The 17,620-nt window shown below is 61.7% G+C and carries 13 protein-coding genes and 1 pseudogene; 6 read left to right on the top strand and 8 right to left on the bottom strand.

The features are described from left to right. Positions 1 to 3: 3 nt before the first annotated feature. From pilQ to BM132_RS01385, 5 genes are read right to left on the bottom strand one after another with little or no spacing between them, the layout of a single operon-like run. Complete coding sequence (gene pilQ / locus BM132_RS01365) at positions 4 to 2,073, bottom strand: type IV pilus secretin PilQ (protein ID WP_092452584.1); 2,070 nt, start codon at positions 2,071 to 2,073, stop codon at positions 4 to 6. Next, positions 2,070 to 2,615: a pilus assembly protein PilP gene (locus tag BM132_RS01370; protein WP_092452587.1), complete on the bottom strand. Its 546-nt coding sequence runs from the start codon at positions 2,613 to 2,615 to the stop codon at positions 2,070 to 2,072. The genes pilQ and BM132_RS01370 overlap by 4 nt, the downstream gene beginning before the upstream one ends. Then, entirely contained in the window at positions 2,612 to 3,235 is a 624-nt protein-coding gene (gene pilO / locus BM132_RS01375; RefSeq protein ID WP_092395526.1) for a type 4a pilus biogenesis protein PilO, read from the bottom strand. The genes BM132_RS01370 and pilO overlap by 4 nt, the downstream gene beginning before the upstream one ends. Further along, positions 3,232 to 3,798: a PilN domain-containing protein gene (locus BM132_RS01380; protein WP_092395524.1), complete on the bottom strand. Its 567-nt coding sequence runs from the start codon at positions 3,796 to 3,798 to the stop codon at positions 3,232 to 3,234. The genes pilO and BM132_RS01380 overlap by 4 nt, the downstream gene beginning before the upstream one ends. Continuing rightward, on the bottom strand, positions 3,798 to 4,862 hold the full coding sequence (locus tag BM132_RS01385) for a pilus assembly protein PilM (RefSeq protein ID WP_047225968.1): 1,065 nt from the start codon (positions 4,860 to 4,862) through the stop codon (positions 3,798 to 3,800). Before BM132_RS01385 ends, BM132_RS01380 begins: the two co-directional genes overlap by 1 nt. 207 nt (positions 4,863 to 5,069) lie before the next feature. Here BM132_RS01385 and BM132_RS01390 point away from each other — a divergent pair, with 207 nt between their 5' ends. Continuing rightward, positions 5,070 to 7,514, top strand: coding sequence for a penicillin-binding protein 1A (locus BM132_RS01390; RefSeq protein ID WP_177218130.1), 2,445 nt, complete (start codon positions 5,070 to 5,072; stop codon positions 7,512 to 7,514). Positions 7,515 to 7,772: 258 nt separating this feature from the next. On the opposite strand, the gene BM132_RS01395 is transcribed toward BM132_RS01390, so the two are convergent. The 3 genes and pseudogenes from BM132_RS01395 to rpmE all read right to left on the bottom strand — a co-directional run bounded on the left by BM132_RS01395 (position 7,773) and on the right by rpmE (position 10,270). Beyond that, positions 7,773 to 9,041 carry a malic enzyme-like NAD(P)-binding protein gene (locus BM132_RS01395; RefSeq protein WP_092395520.1) on the bottom strand — a complete coding sequence of 423 codons (1,269 nt, stop codon included), beginning with the start codon at positions 9,039 to 9,041 and terminating at the stop codon, positions 7,773 to 7,775. A 181-nt stretch (positions 9,042 to 9,222) separates the two neighbouring features. After that, positions 9,223 to 10,007 (bottom strand): annotated as a pseudogene (locus BM132_RS01400) (thermonuclease family protein). 41 nt (positions 10,008 to 10,048) lie between these two features. Further along, a complete protein-coding gene (gene rpmE, locus BM132_RS01405; RefSeq protein WP_092395516.1) occupies positions 10,049 to 10,270 on the bottom strand; it encodes a 50S ribosomal protein L31 in 222 nt (73 codons plus the stop codon). A gap of 289 nt (positions 10,271 to 10,559) precedes the next feature. Here rpmE and BM132_RS01410 point away from each other — a divergent pair, with 289 nt between their 5' ends. The 5 genes from BM132_RS01410 to hslU all read left to right on the top strand — a co-directional run bounded on the left by BM132_RS01410 (position 10,560) and on the right by hslU (position 17,613). After that, entirely contained in the window at positions 10,560 to 12,779 is a 2,220-nt protein-coding gene (locus tag BM132_RS01410) for a primosomal protein N' (protein ID WP_092452593.1), read from the top strand. A gap of 209 nt (positions 12,780 to 12,988) precedes the next feature. Next, positions 12,989 to 14,725, top strand: coding sequence for an arginine--tRNA ligase (gene argS, locus BM132_RS01415; RefSeq protein ID WP_092453076.1), 1,737 nt, complete (start codon positions 12,989 to 12,991; stop codon positions 14,723 to 14,725). Position 14,726: 1 nt separating this feature from the next. Beyond that, positions 14,727 to 15,422: an SPOR domain-containing protein gene (locus BM132_RS01420; RefSeq protein ID WP_092395510.1), complete on the top strand. Its 696-nt coding sequence runs from the start codon at positions 14,727 to 14,729 to the stop codon at positions 15,420 to 15,422. Between the two features lie 285 nt (positions 15,423 to 15,707). Beyond that, on the top strand, positions 15,708 to 16,238 hold the full coding sequence (hslV, locus tag BM132_RS01425) for an ATP-dependent protease subunit HslV (protein WP_003186641.1): 531 nt from the start codon (positions 15,708 to 15,710) through the stop codon (positions 16,236 to 16,238). Positions 16,239 to 16,275: 37 nt separating this feature from the next. Further along, entirely contained in the window at positions 16,276 to 17,613 is a 1,338-nt protein-coding gene (gene hslU / locus BM132_RS01430; RefSeq protein ID WP_092395508.1) for an ATP-dependent protease ATPase subunit HslU, read from the top strand. Positions 17,614 to 17,620: the final 7 nt, after the last annotated feature.

Below are 17,620 nucleotides of genomic sequence, written 5' to 3' on the forward strand. Positions count from 1 at the left end.
GAATCAACGACTCACAGCAATCGCCTGGTTATTCATGATACGCGGAGTGAGGAACACCAGCAGCTCGGATTTTTTCTCCGAAACCACATCACGCCGGAAAAGGCGGCCAAGATACGGCACATCGCCAAGAAATGGCACCTTATCTACGACCTTGCTCTGAGTATTTGAGAAAACCCCGCCAATCACAATGGTCTCACCATCATTGACCAGCACCTTGGCGTTGACTTCGTTTTTCTTGATCGGCGGCACATCCTGCACCTTGTTCAGGTAGTCCGGCTCATCCTTGGTGACCTTGACCTCCATGATGATGCGGTTGTCCGGCGTGATCTGCGGGGTCACCTCCAGGGACAGCGAGGCTTCCTTGAACGACACCGAGGTGGCACCACTGGAACTGGCTTCCTGATAGGGAATCTCCGTGCCCTTGAGGATTTTTGCCGTCTCTTTGTCGGACGTCACCACCTTGGGCTGGGAGACGATTTCCCCGTTGCCGGTTTTCTCCATGGCCGTCAATTCCAGGTCCAGCAGTACATTGTCGGTGATGAAGGCGATGCCGATGCCGGAGGTATTGCCCGACGCGCCCAGATCGACAAACGGCTGGTTGGTGCTGGTGCTGCCCGGCGTGCCGATGGTGGTGGAGTCGCCGCTGGTGACCCCGGAGGAGTTCCAGTTGCCCTTCTGTATCGACCCACCCCAGCGCACGCCCAGGCTCTTGTCGTAGTCGACGTTGGCCTCGACAATCCGCGCCTCGATCATGACCTGCCGCACCGGGATATCCAACTGCGCCACGATCCGGCGCAGTTCGTCGAGCCGGTCCTGGGTCTGATAGGCAATGATGTTGTTGGTTCGCTCATCCACCGTGATCGTGCCGCGCTCATCGGCCTTGGCTTCGGCACTGGTCACCGACTGGAACAGCTTGGCAATGTCCGCAGCCTTCGCATAGTTGACCTGCAACAGCTCACGCCGTAGCGGCGCCAGGTCGGCAATCTGCTTCTGGGATTCGAGTTCCTGGCGCTCACGGGCTGCGATTTCGTCGGCGGGGGCGACCAGCAGCACATTGCCGACCTTGCGCTTGTCCAGCCCCTTGGTCTTGAGCACCAGGTCCAGCGCCTGGTCCCAAGGCACATTTTGCAGGCGCAGGGTAATGCCGCCCTGCACGGTGTCACTGGCCACCAGGTTGAGATTGGTGAAATCGGCAATCAGTTGCAGGACCGAGCGCACCTCGATGTCCTGAAAGTTGAGGGACAGCTTTTCACCGCTGTAGGCCTCGCGGCTGGCATCGCGTTTTTGCAGATCCTCGACAGTCATGGGGCGGACACTGACGGTCAGTTTGTTGTCCGTCTGATAGGTGGAGTAATCGAAAGTACCGCTGGGTTCGATGCTGATGGTGGCCCGGTCGGCGCCGGCACTGGCATTGACGAACTGCACCGGGGTGGCGAAGTCCTTGACGTCCAGGCGCACTCGCAGCGGTTCGGGTAACTGGGTCTTGACGAAGTTGAGGATGATCTTGCCTTCACGCTCCTGGATGTCGGGGGCGATCGAGGGGTCCGACAGATCGATCACCACGTTGCCTTCGCCCTGGGTGCCGCGCTGGAAATCTACCCCGCGGATCGCCTTGCCCACCGGTGCACTGGCTCTGGCGGGCACAGCGCTGGGAGCCGCCGGGCGTGGCGCCTGGGCAGTAGCGCTGGCAACAGCTCCCTTGCCGACCACCACGAGCAGGCTGTTGCCCTCGACCCGCGCGGTATAGGGCGCAAGCTGGGTAAGGCCAATGATCAGACGGGTACGATCAGCCGCCTCGACCACCGTGGCGCTTCGCGCATTGCCAGCACCAAGATCATGCCTCTTGCGGGCCAACTGGCTGGTCACCCCCGGCAGATCCAGAGCGATCCGGGCCGGCTGCTCGGTCGTGTAGCCCCGAGGCGCGGGGGGCGGCCCGTCGAAGGTGAGTTTCAACTCGATGCGGTCCCCCGGCAGCGCCGCGACATCCAGCGTTTTCAGATTGGCCGCATGAACCATCGGCGACAGCAGCGCTATCCATAGCGAAATACCGAGGGCTGAAAAAAACCTGTTCATTGTTCGAGTTCCACTATTGAGTGCTCTTTCAGAGGAATGGTCCGTGGCCGTTCCAGCCAGGCGCCCTCGCCATCAGGAACGATTTCGACCACATCGACCTGGGTGGCGCTAATGCCGACGATCCGCCCGTCGTTGCGTCCCAGATAGTCACCGACCTTGAGCCGATGCACCCCGCCCGCGCCGCGCAGCAGCGCGAAGGAGCCGCTGACGTTGGAAATCGTCCCGACCATTTCAAACTGCTCAATGTTGAAGCCTTCCAGGTATTGCTTGACCCGGGTCGGGTCGGGCCGGACGTTGCGTGTGCCCTTCTGGCGACCGGCCTGATCCACCCTGACCTGCCGTGAAAACGGGCTGCGCAGGTCCGCGGCGCGGTAAGTGAAGGTTTCGTAGGGCCGGAACGTCGGCGTTGGCTCTATCTTGCCGGGCGGGCGCAGCCGCACTTCGTTCATGTAGGCGTCCAGGTCACCGAAGCCGTTATCGTTGTTGCAGCCCGCCAGCACGACCAGCCCTGCCAGCAGGAAAATGCGACAGGCCGGGTTCATGGCTGCACCTCCTGCTCGTTGTACCGGTAGGTCTTGGCCTGGATGCTCATGCGCAGTTTCGCCCCTGCGTCGGGCTCCATCGGGGCGATGTCGAAATCGTGCAGCGTGACGATCCGTGGCAATCCGGCAACGCCGCTGACGAAGGTTGCCAGGTCATGGTAGTCGCCGGTCACGGTGATCTGGATCGGCAGTTCAATGTAAAACGGCTGGGTGACCTCCGGTAACAGCTTGATCTCCTCGAACTCCAGGCCACTGCCCAGACCGGTGCGGGTGATGTCCTCCAGCAGGCCTGGCACTTCGGTGTCACTGGGCAATTGCCGCAACAGCACGCCGAAGGAGGCTTCCATCTGCTTCATTTGTTCGGTGTAACGCTCCAGGTTAGCGGCCATGTGAGCTTTGCCCGCAAACTGTGCCTTGAGGGTACTTTCTTCCCCGCGTACTTGTTGCAGCTGGTTCTCCAGGTCACTCAAGGCAAAGTTATAGCCCAACCCCAACACCAGGATGACCAGCAGGATGCCGGTCAACCATTTGACCGGCATCGGCCAGGAGCCAATGTTGTTGGTATCCAGGTCACTGATGTCGATCTTGCGCAGCGCTTCGAACCACTCTCCCGGCTTCATTGGGCGTCCTCGACAGTGGCCGGACGGGTCTGGCGAACCGTCAGCTGGAAGACGTTGGCCTGATCGAGCTGACCGGCCGTGGTGGCCTTGACTTCCGTCAGGCTGGGCGCATCGAACAGGTCCGATGAGTCCAGGTTACGCATCAGGTCCGAGACCCGGTTGTTCGACTCCGCCGCGCCCTTGATGGAGAGGGTCTTGTCTTCCATCTTCACTTCGGTGAAATACACCCCATCAGGTAGGGTGCGGGCCAGTTGATCGAAGATGCGCCCACTCACCGGCCGGTTACCCTGCAAGTCCTGGATGATGCGCATGCGCTCCAGCAGTTGCTGGCGGCGGGCCTTGAGTTCGCTGATCTGCTTGATGCGCTCGTCCAGCACGGCAATCTGCTCGCTGATATGACTGTTGCGGGCCACCTGGTGGTCAATGGCACTGTCCAGGTAGCGGACCGCAATCAGCGTCAGGCCCGTCGCACCGACCAATGCGCCTACCAATGCCAGCAAAAAGCGTTTGCGCCGCTCCTCACGCAGTTCCTCTCGCCAGGGAAGAAGGTTGATCCGCGCCATCAGTCAAAGCTCCTGAGGGCCAGCCCGCAGGCAATCATCAAGGCCGGTGCGTCACTGGCCAGGGCACCGGCATTGACCTTGCTGCCCAGGGCCATGTTGGAAAACGGATTGGCCACCTGGGTTGGGGTGCCCAGGCGCTGTTCGATCAGCCGGTCCAGGCCCGCGACCGACGCGGTGCCTCCGGCCAAAAGGATGTGGTCCACCGCACTGTACTGGCCCGAGGCGAAGAAAAACTGCAAGGACCGCGATACCTGTTGCACCAGGGCCTCGCGAAAAGGTTGCAGGACCTCACCGAGGTAATCATCCGGCAGGCCACCCTGTTTCTTGGCCTGCCCGGCCTGCTCGGGTGACAGGCCATAGCGGCGCTGGATTTCCTCGGTGAGCTGGCGACCGCCGAACAACTGCTCGCGGGTATAGATGATGCGCCCGTTATGCAGCACGCTCAGGGTGGTCATGGTGGCGCCGATGTCGATCACCGCCACCGTCAACCGCTCCTGGGACGCGGCCAGTTGCGTCGCGAGCAGGCCAAAGGCGCGCTCCAGCGCGTAGGCCTCCACATCGACCACCTTGGCCGTCAGCCCGGCGAGCGCCAGCGCAGCCTCGCGAACTTCGACGTTTTCCTTGCGACAGGCGGCCAACAGGACCTCGACCCGCTCGGCGCTGCGCGGTGAAACGCCCAGAACCTCGAAGTCGATGGCCACCTCGTCCAGCGGATAAGGAATGTATTGATCGGCTTCGATCTTGAGCTGGTTTTCCATGTCGTCGTCGGAAAGTCCGGCGTCCATCTCGATGGTCTTGGTGATCACCGCCGACCCCGCTACAGCCACCGCCACGTTGCGCAAGGGTGTTCTGGCCTTGGCGAGCACCCGTGACAATGCCTGGCCCACGCCCTCGAGCTCGGCGATGTTCTTTTCGACCACGGCGTTGGCCGGCAACGGCTCGACCGCGTAAGACTCGACACGGTAGCGGTCACCCTGGCGGCTCAACTCGAGCAGCTTCACCGACGTGGAACTGATGTCTATCCCCAAAAGCGTATGGGCTTTTTTATTGAAGAGTCGTAGCACTACCAATTCCCTATGACTATCCGTGAGTTACGGACTCTCTAATGTGCGTTGCGTTCAATCACTCCGGCCCGACGGACGTCCGGGTGGCGTTACCGACGAAAAAAAATGCTTATAATGCCCAGCGTTTTTTTTCGCTTTGTTGCAAGCACGGGTCCTTCCCTGCACCTGGCGCCTTTTCATTCTTTGCCTGGATATCCAAAAGCCTTGATTCGTCTGCTGAAATTTTTCGGATGGTCCATCCTCGCCGTTTTCTGCGGACTGCTCCTGGGTCTGAGCGGTGCGTTTCTTTACCTTAGTCCGGGATTGCCGTCCGTGGAGGCGCTGAGAAGTATTCAGTTGCAGATTCCGCTGCGGGTGTACAGCAGCGACGACAAGTTGATCGCAGAGTTTGGCGAAATGCGCCGCACGCCGATCCGTTTCGCCGACATCCCCCCCAACTTCATCAATGCGTTACTAAGTGCTGAAGACGACAACTTCGCCAATCACTACGGCGTCGATCCGGGCAGCCTGATGCGGGCGGCGAGCCAACTGATCAAAAGCGGCCACATCCAGTCCGGTGGCAGCACCATCACCATGCAGGTGGCGAAAAACTTCTTCCTGACCAGTGAACGCAGCTTCTCGCGCAAGACCACCGAGATCCTCCTGGCCCTGCAAATCGAGCGACAGCTGACCAAGGACGAGATCCTCGAGCTGTACGTCAACAAGATCTACCTGGGCAACCGTGCCTACGGTATCGAGGCGGCAGCGCAGGTGTATTACGGCAAGTCGATTCGTGATGTGAGCCTGGCGCAAATGGCGATGATCGCCGGCCTGCCCAAGGCACCGTCACGCTTCAATCCACTGGCCAACCCGGCGCGCAGCAAGGAACGTCGCGACTGGATCCTGGGGCGTATGTACAAGCTGGGCAAGATCAGCGAGGCCGAATACACCGCCGCGATCAACGAGCCTCTGAACGCCAGTTACCACGTGCCGACCCCCGAGGTGAACGCGCCGTACATTGCCGAAATGGCCCGTGCCGAGATGGTCGGGCGTTATGGCAGCGACGCCTACACCGAGGGTTTCCGCGTGGTCACCACGGTGCCGAGCAATCTGCAGGAGATGGCCAACACCGCGTTGCATGAGGGCCTGATCACCTACGATCAGCGCCACGGCTACCGCGGGCCTGAATCGCGCCTGCCAGGCAAGACCAAAGAAGCCTGGGCCGAGGAATTGACCAAGCAACGCACCATCAGCAGCCTGGAACCGGCGATCGTCACCCAGGTGGACAAAGACGGCATCATGGTGCTGACTCGCAATGGCGAGCAGGAAGAACACGTGAGTTGGGAGACCATGAAATGGGCCCGCCCATTCCTCAACACCAACAGCATGGGCGCCAACCCCCGACAACCATCGGACGTCGCTCAAGTGGGCGATCTGATCCGGGTACAGCGCCAACCGGACAACACCCTCAAGTTCAGCCAGATCCCGGCCGCCCAAGGCGCCCTGGTGTCTCTTGACCCGCAGGACGGCGCCATCCGTTCCCTGGTCGGTGGCTTCGCCTTCGAGCAGAGCAATTACAATCGCGCGATGCAGGCCAAGCGCCAGCCGGGTTCAAGCTTCAAACCGTTCGTGTACAGCGCCGCCCTGGATAACGGCTACACCGCCGCCAGCCTGGTGAACGACGCACCGATCGTGTTTGTCGACGAATACCTGGACAAGGTCTGGCGCCCGAAGAACGACACCAATACCTTCCTGGGTCCGATCCGCATGCGCGAAGCGCTGTACAAGTCGCGCAACCTGGTATCGATCCGCTTGCTGCAGGCGCTGGGTGTGGACCGCACCATCGACTACATCAGCAAGTTCGGCTTCAACAAGCAGGACTTGCCGCGCAATCTGTCCCTGGCCCTGGGCACGGCAACCCTGACCCCGATGGAAATCGCCACGGGCTGGAGCACATTCGCCAATGGCGGATACAAAGTCACCCCGTACCTCATCGACAAGATCGAAAGCCGCAACGGCGACACGTTGTTCCTCGCCAACCCGCCACGGGTGCCTTCAGGCGAGCAGGCCAGCGACGGCGTCGCCGCACCGGCCAGCGAGACGTTCACGGTAGAGGCAACACCGGGTGAAGCCACGACAGCGCCAGCCGTGCCACAAGCGCCGGTCATTGCCGAGCGCATCATCGATGGCCGTACCACCTACATTCTCAACAGCATGCTGCAGGACGTGATCAAGCTCGGCACCGGCCGCCGCGCCCTGGCCCTGGGCCGTACCGACCTGGCCGGCAAGACCGGCACCACCAACGAATCCAAGGACGCCTGGTTCTCGGGCTACAACGGCGATTATGTCACTACCGTCTGGACCGGGTTCGACCAGCCTGAAAGCCTGGGCCGGCGCGAATACGGCGGCACCGTGGCGCTGCCGATCTGGATGAGTTTCATGGGCGCTGCCCTCAAGGACAAACCGCCACACACCCAACCGGAACCCGAAGGCATCCTCAGCCTGCGGATTGACCCGGTCAGCGGCCGCGCAGCCACCCCAGGCACTCCTGGAGCGTACTTCGAGCTGTTCAAGAGCGAAGACACCCCACCGTCAGTCAACGAGCTGGGCAACGGCGTAGCGCCAGGCAGCCCGCTACCGGCGGATGAGGCGGCGCCGATCGATTTGTTCTGACCGGGCATCGCGCAAAAAGCCCCGCCTTTGAAAGAAGCGCGGGGCTTTTTTTCAGACCCTCAAATTACACATATCCCTGTGGGAGCCGAGCTTGCTCGCGATGGCGGTGGGTCAGCTTGAATCCATGTTGAGTACCAGGCTGCAATCGCGCGCCAGCTCGGCTCCCACAGGGATTTGCGGTGGTCACACAAAATCGGCAGGTACAAAAAAGCCCCGACTCAAAGAGAGCCGGGGCTTTTTATTAAACGCTACAACGGCTTAACCGTTGAACACGTCATCCACGCTCTTGAGCGGGTAGTTCTTCGGATACGGCAGGGTTGCCACGCCGGTCTCGATCGCGGCCTTGGCCACGGCGTCGGAGATCAGGGTGATCAGGCGGGCGTCCATTGGCTTGGGAATGATGTACTCACGACCAAATTCCAGCTTGATGCCGCCGTAGGCATCGCACACTTCCTGAGGCACTGGCAGCTTGGCCAGTTCGCGCAGGGCGTTGGCGGCCGCGACTTTCATTTCTTCGTTGATGCGCTTGGCGCGAACGTCCAGGGCACCACGGAAAATGAACGGGAAGCCCAGTACGTTGTTGACCTGGTTCGGGTAGTCCGAACGGCCAGTGGCCATGATCACATCGTTGCGAGTGGCGTGGGCCAGCTCCGGGGAAATTTCCGGGTCCGGGTTCGAGCACGCGAACACGATCGGGTTCGGCGCCATGCGCAGCAGGTTTTCCGGGCTCAGCAGGTTCGGACCCGACAGACCAACGAATACGTCGGCACCGTCCAGCGCGTCGGCCAGGGAGCGCTTGTCAGTGGCGTGGGCAAACACGGCCTTGTACTGGTTCAGGTCGTCACGCCCAGAATGGATCACGCCGGTACGGTCAACCATGAAGATGTTTTCGATCTTGGCGCCCATGCTCACCAGCAACTTCATGCAGGAGATGGCCGCAGCGCCGGCACCCAGGCAGACGATCTTGGCTTGCGGCAGGGTTTTGCCAGCGATTTCCAGGGCATTGATCATGCCGGCCGCGGTCACGATCGCGGTGCCGTGCTGGTCATCGTGGAACACTGGAATGTCGCACTGCTCGATCAGGGCACGTTCGATCTCAAAGCACTCAGGTGCCTTGATGTCTTCCAGGTTGATGCCACCGAAGGTAATGGAGATACGCTTGACGGTGTCGATGAAGGCTTGCGGGCTTTCGGAGTCGACTTCGATGTCGAACACGTCAATACCGGCGAAACGCTTGAACAAAACGCCCTTGCCTTCCATGACCGGCTTGGAGGCCAATGGGCCGAGGTTGCCCAGGCCGAGAATCGCGGTGCCGTCGGAAATGACTGCCACCAGGTTGCCCTTGCCGGTGTATTTGTAGGCCAGTTCAGGGTCGCGAGCAATTTCGCGTACCGGTTCGGCTACGCCGGGGCTGTAGGCCAGCGACAGATCGCGGGCAGTAGCGGTGGCCTTGGTGAGCTCGACACTCAGCTTCCCTGGACGAGGATTAGCGTGATATTCGAGAGCGGCAGTTTTCAGATCAGACATGTGGGCATTCCGCTTTTTACTGTGTTGGACAGACGGACCGCCGAGGATACGCGCCTCGCAAAGTCCCTACAAGACTGACCAGTCACCCCTGTCAAGCGCACCGCCCTACAACTTTGGGCCAAGAGCCGCAGAACACAAGGCCTACATGCATACAATCCGAAGGATAAATGTCTACAATTTTTTATCGAGACACGCGACTCAGCATCCCCGGATCGGTCAACGGCAATAACCAGCGCGCCTGCCCCGGCTCAAGCCCAGCGCGACGCGAACGGTCGACCACCCAGCCACGCGCTTCGATCCGCTTGCCTTTATGCCTCTCGATCGACGCCATATCGAAGCGACTCACCAGATTGGGGGCAACGCGCAATACAACCGGCCCCTCCAACTGGAGCCAAATACCGCCGCGATTGCGCGAGACGTCGATCACGCGGCCAGTGAGCACGGCAAAGCCTGATGCCTTGATATTGTGTGCCTCAAGCACAGGCGAACGCTTCCACACCCCGACGCCCGCTTCCCGCGCCTGGCGTTCGGCAGCGCGCTGACAATGCGCCAGATCGACATTCGGCGCGACCACCACGTGAAATCCCAAGCCCTCGGCGAGCAACTGCGCTTCCAGATTCCGACCGTCGGCGCTGTAGAGATGGGCCAGCGTGCGACCGTAGCGATCCTTGCCTTCCTTGCCAGGCACCAACCCCACACGTCCCGCACTGGCGTCCACCAATGCCTCAAGGCGCCGGCGTGCAGCGACGGCGAACGGCTCATCGGAACGCCCCCGACGACCCAGTTCAGGACTGTTGAGACCGATCATGCGCACGCTGCGGCCATCAGCCAGGCGCAAGGTACGCCGTCCACCACCCGCTGGACCGTCACCTGGGCCAGATCAGATGGCGCCGGGCAGAAGGCCTGGGCGCCGCTCAGCCAAATCGCGGACACAAAAAAGGCGCCCGCAAGGGACGCCTTCTTCATCAATCTGGAGCAGCCGAAACGACCTTCCAAAATGATTAGCCTCAGGCTTTTTTGGTAGCGCCAAAAGCACCGAAACGATCGGCGAACTTCTGAACGCGGCCGCCGGTATCCAGAGTCTTTTGCTTACCGGTGTAGAACGGGTGGCATTCGTTGCAAACGTCGATCGACAGGGCTTTGCCGTAGGTCGAACGAGTTTCGAACTTATTGCCGCAGCTGCAGGTCACGGCAATTGCTGGGTATTCCGGATGGATATCGGTTTTCATGGTGTTTTCCTCAGGCTAGCGTGCCGCCACCCAACACTATTGTTGAATACCGCACGTAATTAGGCCGCGGATTCTACCAGACAACATCAATCACGCAAGCTATGACTTGTACCAACCGTCTGCTAGGCTCGCGCCCTCAAGCACAATCCCTGTGGGAGCGAGCCTGCTCGCGATGGCGGCGTGTCAGCCAATACTCATGCGGCTGATCCACCGCCATCGCGAGCAGGCTCGCTCCCACAAGGGCTGCGCTCAAGTTTCTGAACTTGTCCATTTATCGAGACCCTCCCGCGTGCCCGACGCCATCCTGCGCCTCGCCCTGCCTTCGCCTCTGCGCCGCCTGTTCGACTACCGGGCCCCGGCCGGGGTCCTGCGTGAGCAGTTGCATCCGGGCATGCGCCTGCGGGTGCCGTTCGGCCGACGGGAGATGATCGGGATTCTGGTGGAGGTCGCCGACCACAGCGAAGTCCCGGCCGACAAGCTGAAGCCAGCCCTGGCCTTGCTCGATGCGACGCCGCCGCTGCCTGCCCCGCTGTTCAAGCTGTGTCTGTGGACCTCCCAGTACTATCAACACAGCCTCGGCGACACCCTGAGCTGGGCGCTGCCGGTATTGTTGCGCCAGGGCGAACCGGCCGAGGCACGCCAGGAGCGGTTCTGGTCGGTAACACCGGGCGCCTCGCTGGACGACCCGCGCATCGCCCGCGCCCCGCGTCAGCGTGAGGCCCTGGCGACCCTGGCCCAGCATCCCCACGGCGTGGCCCATCAGCTATTGAGCAAACTGATGCTCAGCAAGGACAGCCTCGACCTGCTGCTGGCCAAGGACCTGGTCCAGGTAGACATCCGCCGGCACGCTCCGGGTGTTCGCCATGAGCATTGGCTGGCCCAGCCGGAACTGCCGCTCAATACCGAACAACGGGCCGCCTGCGAGGCGATTCGCGCCGGTTTCGACAGCTATCACGCCTTCTTGCTGGCCGGCGTCACCGGCAGCGGCAAGACCGAGGTCTATCTGCAACTGATCCGCCAGACCCTGGAAGCCGGCAAACAGGCCCTGGTGCTGATTCCGGAAATCAACCTTGGGCCACAGACCCTGGCGCGCTTCGAACAACGCTTCAACGCGCGAATCGCCCTGGTGCATTCGGCGGTCAACGACCGTGAACGCCTGGAAGCCTGGCTCGCCGCGCGGGACGGTGAGGCGGACATCATCATCGGCACTCGTTCGGCCCTGTTCACACCGATGAAAAACCCCGGCCTGATCATCATCGACGAAGAACATGACGGCTCTTATAAACAGCAGGAAGGTCTGCGCTACCACGCCCGCGATCTGGCACTGGTGCGGGCGCGCCAGGAAAACATTCCCATTGTTCTGGGTTCAGCCACACCGTCCCTGGAAAGCCTGCATAACGCCTACACCGGACGTTACGGGCTCCTGCGCCTGAACGAACGGGCCGGCGGCGCCAAGCAGCCGCGCTTTCTGCGCCTGGATGTGAAAAGTCGTCCGCTGGACAGCGGCATTTCCGGGCCCATGCAACAAGCCATCGGCCAGACCCTGGCCGCCGGGCAACAGGTCTTGGTGTTCCTCAACCGCCGGGGTTTCGCCCCGACCCTGCTGTGCCATGACTGCGGCTGGATGTCGGGCTGCGAACGCTGCGACGCACGCATGACCGTGCACCAACGCCACGGCGAGCTGCGCTGCCATCATTGCGGCCATGCCGAACGAGTGCCGAGGCACTGCCCGCAGTGCGGCAAAGTGGACTTGCGCCCGGTGGGGGCCGGCACCGAACGCGCCGAAGAACGGCTGGGCATCCTGTTTCCCGATTACCCGGTACTGCGAGTCGATCGCGACAGCACTTCGCGCAAGGACGCGATGAATCAGTTGTTCGCCACGATTCAGAAAGGCCAGCCGTGCATCCTGGTGGGCACGCAGATGCTCGCCAAGGGGCATCACTTTCCCCGGGTCACGCTGGTGTCGATCCTGGATGCCGATGGCGGACTGTTCTCCGGTGACTTTCGTGCCAGCGAGCGCATGGCGCAGTTGATCGTTCAAGTCGCAGGCCGGGCCGGACGGGCCGAGGAACCGGGCAAGGTCATTATCCAGACCCACCTGGCCGACCATCCGCTGCTGATACAGCTGACCGAACAAGGTTACTTCGCCTTCGCCGAGCAGGCCTTGAGCGAACGTCGCAGCGCCGGCCTGCCGCCGTTTGCTCACCTGGCGTTGTTGCGGGCCGAAGCCCATAAACCCGGGCAGGCCGAAGCATTCCTTGACGAAGCCTGCAGCGAAGCCGAGCACTTGCTGGGGCAACAGAACCTCACCGGGATCGAACTCTTGGGCCCGGTGCCGGCTCCGATGGAACGGCGGGCAGGACGTTATAGGGCTCAACTGCTGTTACAGGCCAATGCCCGAGCCCCGTTGCATCGGCTATTAAGTGCCTGGTTGCTGGCGCTGGAGCAGATGCCCAGCGGGCGGGCGGTGCGCTGGTCGCTGGATGTGGATCCGGTGGATTTGTATTGAATGTGAGATCGCCATCGCGAGCAGGCTCGCTCCCACATTGAATGCAATTTCCTGTGGAAGCGAGCCTGCTCGCGATGGCGCCCGAATACTCACCACATATCCCCAACCGACCCGCTACAGTTGGCAAGCTCGTCCGGGCCACGGATAATGCCCAGTTTTTCCACCAGCGCATCGAAGCGCCGCCGCGCCTGCGGTTGAAAGAGAAGACCATGAAAGACACCATTCGCCAGCTCATCCAGCAAGCCATCGCCCAACTCGTCACAGAAGGTGTGCTGCCAGAAGGCCTGTCGCCGGCGATTCAGGTCGAAAATACCCGTGACAAGACCCACGGCGACTTCGCCAGCAACATCGCAATGATGCTCGCCAAGCCGGCCGGCATGAAACCGCGGGACCTGGCCGAAAAAATCATCGCCGCGCTGCCGTCTGACGAAAACGTCAGCAAGGCTGACATTGCCGGCCCAGGTTTCATCAACTTCTTCCAGAACACCCAGGCCTTGGCCTCGCGTCTGGACGCGGCCCTGGCTGACGAACGTATCGGCGTGCGCAAGGCCGGCCCGTTGCAACGCACCGTGGTTGACCTGTCGGCCCCCAACCTCGCCAAGGAAATGCACGTCGGCCACCTGCGCTCGACCATCATCGGCGACGGCGTGGCCCGGGTCCTGGAGTTTCTCGGCGACACGGTGATCCGCCAGAACCACGTCGGCGACTGGGGCACCCAGTTCGGCATGCTGATGGCCTATTTGCAGGAAAACCCGGTCACCAGCGACGAACTGTCGGATCTGGAGAACTTCTACCGCGCCGCCAAGCAACGCTTCGACGAATCACCCGAATTCGCTGACCGCGCCCGCGGCCTGGTGGTCAAGCTGCAGGCCGGCGATGCCGAGTGCCTGGCGCTGTGGACCAAGTTCAAGGACATCTCCCTGTCCCACTGCCAGAAAATCTACGAGTTGCTGAACGTCAAATTGACCATGGCCGACGTGATGGGCGAAAGCGCCTACAACGACGACCTGATCAACGTGGTCAACGACCTGAAGGCCAAGGGCATGCTGGTGGAAAGCAACGGCGCCCAGTGCGTGTTCCTCGAGCAGTTCAAGACCGCTGACGGCGAGCCGCTGCCGGTGATCATCGTCAAGGCTGACGGCGGCTACCTCTACGCCACCACCGACCTGGCGGCCGTGCGCTACCGCAACAGCGTGCTCAAGGCGGACCGGGTTCTTTATTTTGTCGACCAGCGCCAGGCCCTGCACTTCCAGCAAGTGTTCGAAGTGGCGCGCCTGGCCGGTTTCGTGACCCATCCGATGGAGATGGAGCACATGGGCTTCGGCACCATGAACGGCGCCGACGGCCGGCCGTTCAAGACCCGCGACGGCGGCACGGTCAAGCTCATCGACCTGCTGAGCGAAGCCCAGGACCGCGCCTACACCCTGGTCAAGGGCAAGAACCCGGACCTGGCCGAAGACGAACTGCGCCAGATCGCCAAGGTGGTGGGCATCGACGCAGTGAAATACGCCGACCTGTCCAAGCACCGCACCAGCGACTACAGCTTCAACTTCGACCTGATGCTCAATTTCGAGGGCAACACCGCGCCGTACCTGTTGTACGCCTACACCCGCGTGGCCGGGGTGTTCCGCAAACTCGGCAAGGGCTTCGATGAGGTGGACGGGCAGATCGTCCTTGAAGCCGCTCAAGAACACGAGCTGGCGGCGAAACTGGCGCAGTTCGGCGAAGTGCTGAACAACGTCGCTGACAAAGGCACCCCCCACACCCTGTGCGCGTACCTGTACGATGTGGCCGGTCTGTTCTCCAGCTTCTACGAGAACTGCCCGATCCTCAACGCACAAACGCCAGAGCAAATGCAGAGTCGCCTGCGCCTCGCCGCACTGACCGGGCGCACCCTCAAGCAAGGCCTGGAACTGCTGGGCCTGGAAACGCTGGAGCGCATGTAAGTTGGCCGCCAAGAAAAAACCTGCACCCAAACGCGGCGCCAGTCGTTACCAACCCCCAGCCAAACAGCCGATTCCCGGCTGGTTGTGGATGGCTATCGGCCTGACCGTCGGCGCTTTCATTGTGTTTCTGATGAAACTGGAGCCGGGCCAGGGCGATGACGTCAAGCGCGTGCGCCAAGAGCAACAGAAAGCCACACGCATCGCCGAGGCCAACAAGACCCCGCCGAGCCCGACGCAACCGGTCAAGCCCAAGTACGACTTCTACACCCTGCTGCCGGAATCGGAAGTCATCGTGCCGCCCGATGCCGTGCCGGAGAAAACCCTGCCGACGCCACAGGTCCCCACCACGCCGGTCACTCCGGCCGAAGCGGCGAAGATCGACACCGCTCGCGCTCAGGCAGCCCTGGCCGGCATCACGCCGCCGCCGGCACCGCCCGTGCAGAAAGCCGCTCCGGTGACGAAGTTCTTCCTGCAGGCCGGCTCGTTCCGCAAGGAAGCCGACGCCGACAAGGTACGGGCGCAGATCATTCTGCTGGGCCAGTCCGTGGCGGTGGAGTCCGGCACGGTGAAGGAAGAAACCTGGTATCGGGTGCTGGTCGGTCCGTTCAGCAACCGCGAAGAACTGACCAAGGCCCAAAAACAACTGGCCGGCAGCGGTTTCAGCAACCTGTTGTTACAACAACGCCAGAATCGCTGATCTCGTCAAGAACACCTGTGCCTGTGGGGCTTTTGTGGCGAGGGAGCTTGCTCCCGCTGGGCCTGTAGGAGCTGTCGAGCGGAGCGAGGCTACGATCTTTGATCTTTCCCCAGACAATTGAGTCTCAAGCGAAAGATCAAAAGATCGCAGCCTCGCTCCGCTCGACAGCTCCTACGCGCCTCGCACCACTCGTCCCCTCTCCCACCCCGCAGTTGAAAAAAACCACGCCACCCCCATATGAGTTCCATCCGGGCATTTTCGCCCCGCTGCGTGGAGACTCTTCCCTTGACCACCATCGTTTCAGTCCGCCGTCATGGCAAAGTCGTCATGGGCGGCGACGGCCAGGTTTCACTGGGCAACACCGTGATGAAAGGCAACGCGAAGAAAGTCCGCCGCCTGTACCACGGCCAAGTCATTGCCGGCTTCGCCGGGGCCACTGCCGATGCCTTCACCCTGTTCGAACGTTTTGAAGGCCAGCTTGAGAAACATCAGGGCCATCTGGTGCGTGCCGCCGTGGAGCTGGCCAAGGAATGGCGCACCGACCGCTCCCTGAGTCGCCTCGAAGCCATGCTCGCGGTCGCCAACAAGGACGCCTCGCTGATCATCACCGGCAACGGTGATGTCGTTGAGCCCGAGGACGGCCTGATCGCCATGGGTTCCGGTGGCGCCTACGCCCAGGCCGCGGCCAGTGCCCTGTTGAAAAAGACCGATCTGTCGGCCCGCGAAATCGTCGAGACTGCCTTGGGCATCGCCGGCGACATCTGCGTCTTCACCAACCACACCCAAACCATTGAGGAGCAGGATCTCGCGGAATAAGCCACGGCTCATTCTTGCTTGAGGACCGCCAATTATTATGTCCATGACTCCCCGCGAAATCGTCCACGAACTCAACCGTCATATCATCGGCCAGGACGATGCCAAGCGCGCCGTCGCCATCGCCCTGCGTAACCGCTGGCGTCGGATGCAGCTGCCTGAAGAGCTGCGCGTCGAAGTGACCCCCAAGAACATTCTGATGATCGGCCCGACCGGTGTCGGTAAAACCGAGATCGCCCGTCGCCTGGCCAAACTGGCCAACGCGCCATTCATCAAGGTCGAAGCCACCAAGTTCACCGAAGTCGGTTATGTCGGTCGCGACGTCGAGTCGATCATCCGCGACCTGGCCGATGCCGCCATCAAGTTGCTGCGCGAACAGGAAATCACCAAGGTCCGCCACCGCGCCGAAGATGCCGCCGAAGAGCGCATCCTCGACGCGCTGCTGCCGCCAGCGCGCATGGGTTTCAACGCCGAATCCGCTGCGACCCAGGATTCCAACACCCGCCAACTATTCCGCAAGCGCCTGCGCGAAGGCCAGCTGGACGACAAGGAAATCGAGATCGAAGTGGCCGAAATGGCCGGCGTCGACATCTCCGCGCCGCCCGGCATGGAAGAAATGACCAACCAGTTGCAAAGCTTGTTCGCCAACATGGGCAAGGGCAAAAAGAAAAACCGCAAGCTCAAGGTCAAGGAAGCGCTGAAGCTGGTTCGCGATGAAGAAGCCAGCCGCCTGGTCAACGAAGAGGAGTTGAAGGCCAAGGCCCTGGAGGCCGTCGAGCAGCACGGCATTGTGTTCATCGACGAAATCGACAAGGTCGCCAAGCGCGGCAATGTCGGCGGCGCCGATGTGTCCCGCGAAGGCGTGCAACGCGACCTGCTGCCGCTGATCGAAGGCTGCACCGTCAACACCAAGCTGGGCATGGTCAAGACCGACCACATCCTGTTCATCGCCTCCGGCGCGTTCCACCTGAGCAAACCCAGCGACCTGGTGCCCGAGCTGCAGGGTCGCCTGCCGATCCGTGTCGAGCTCAAGGCCCTGACGCCGGAAGACTTCGAACGCATCCTGAGCGAACCCCACGCGTCCCTGACCGAACAGTATTGCGCCCTGCTCAAGACCGAAGGGCTGAACATCGAGTTCGCGCCAGAGGGCATCAAGCGCCTGGCGCAGATCGCCTGGCAGGTCAACGAGAAGACCGAGAACATCGGTGCCCGTCGCCTGCACACCCTGCTCGAACGCCTGCTCGAAGAGGTGTCGTTCAGCGCCGGCGACCTGGCCAGCGCCCACAACGAAGCACCGATCCTCATCGATGCCGAGTACGTCAACAGCCACCTGGGTGAACTGGCAGAGAACGAAGACCTGTCGCGGTATATCCTGTAAGCCACAC

This window comes from Pseudomonas sp. NFACC45 (assembly GCF_900113505.1).
Classification (GTDB): domain Bacteria; phylum Pseudomonadota; class Gammaproteobacteria; order Pseudomonadales; family Pseudomonadaceae; genus Aquipseudomonas; species Aquipseudomonas tehranensis.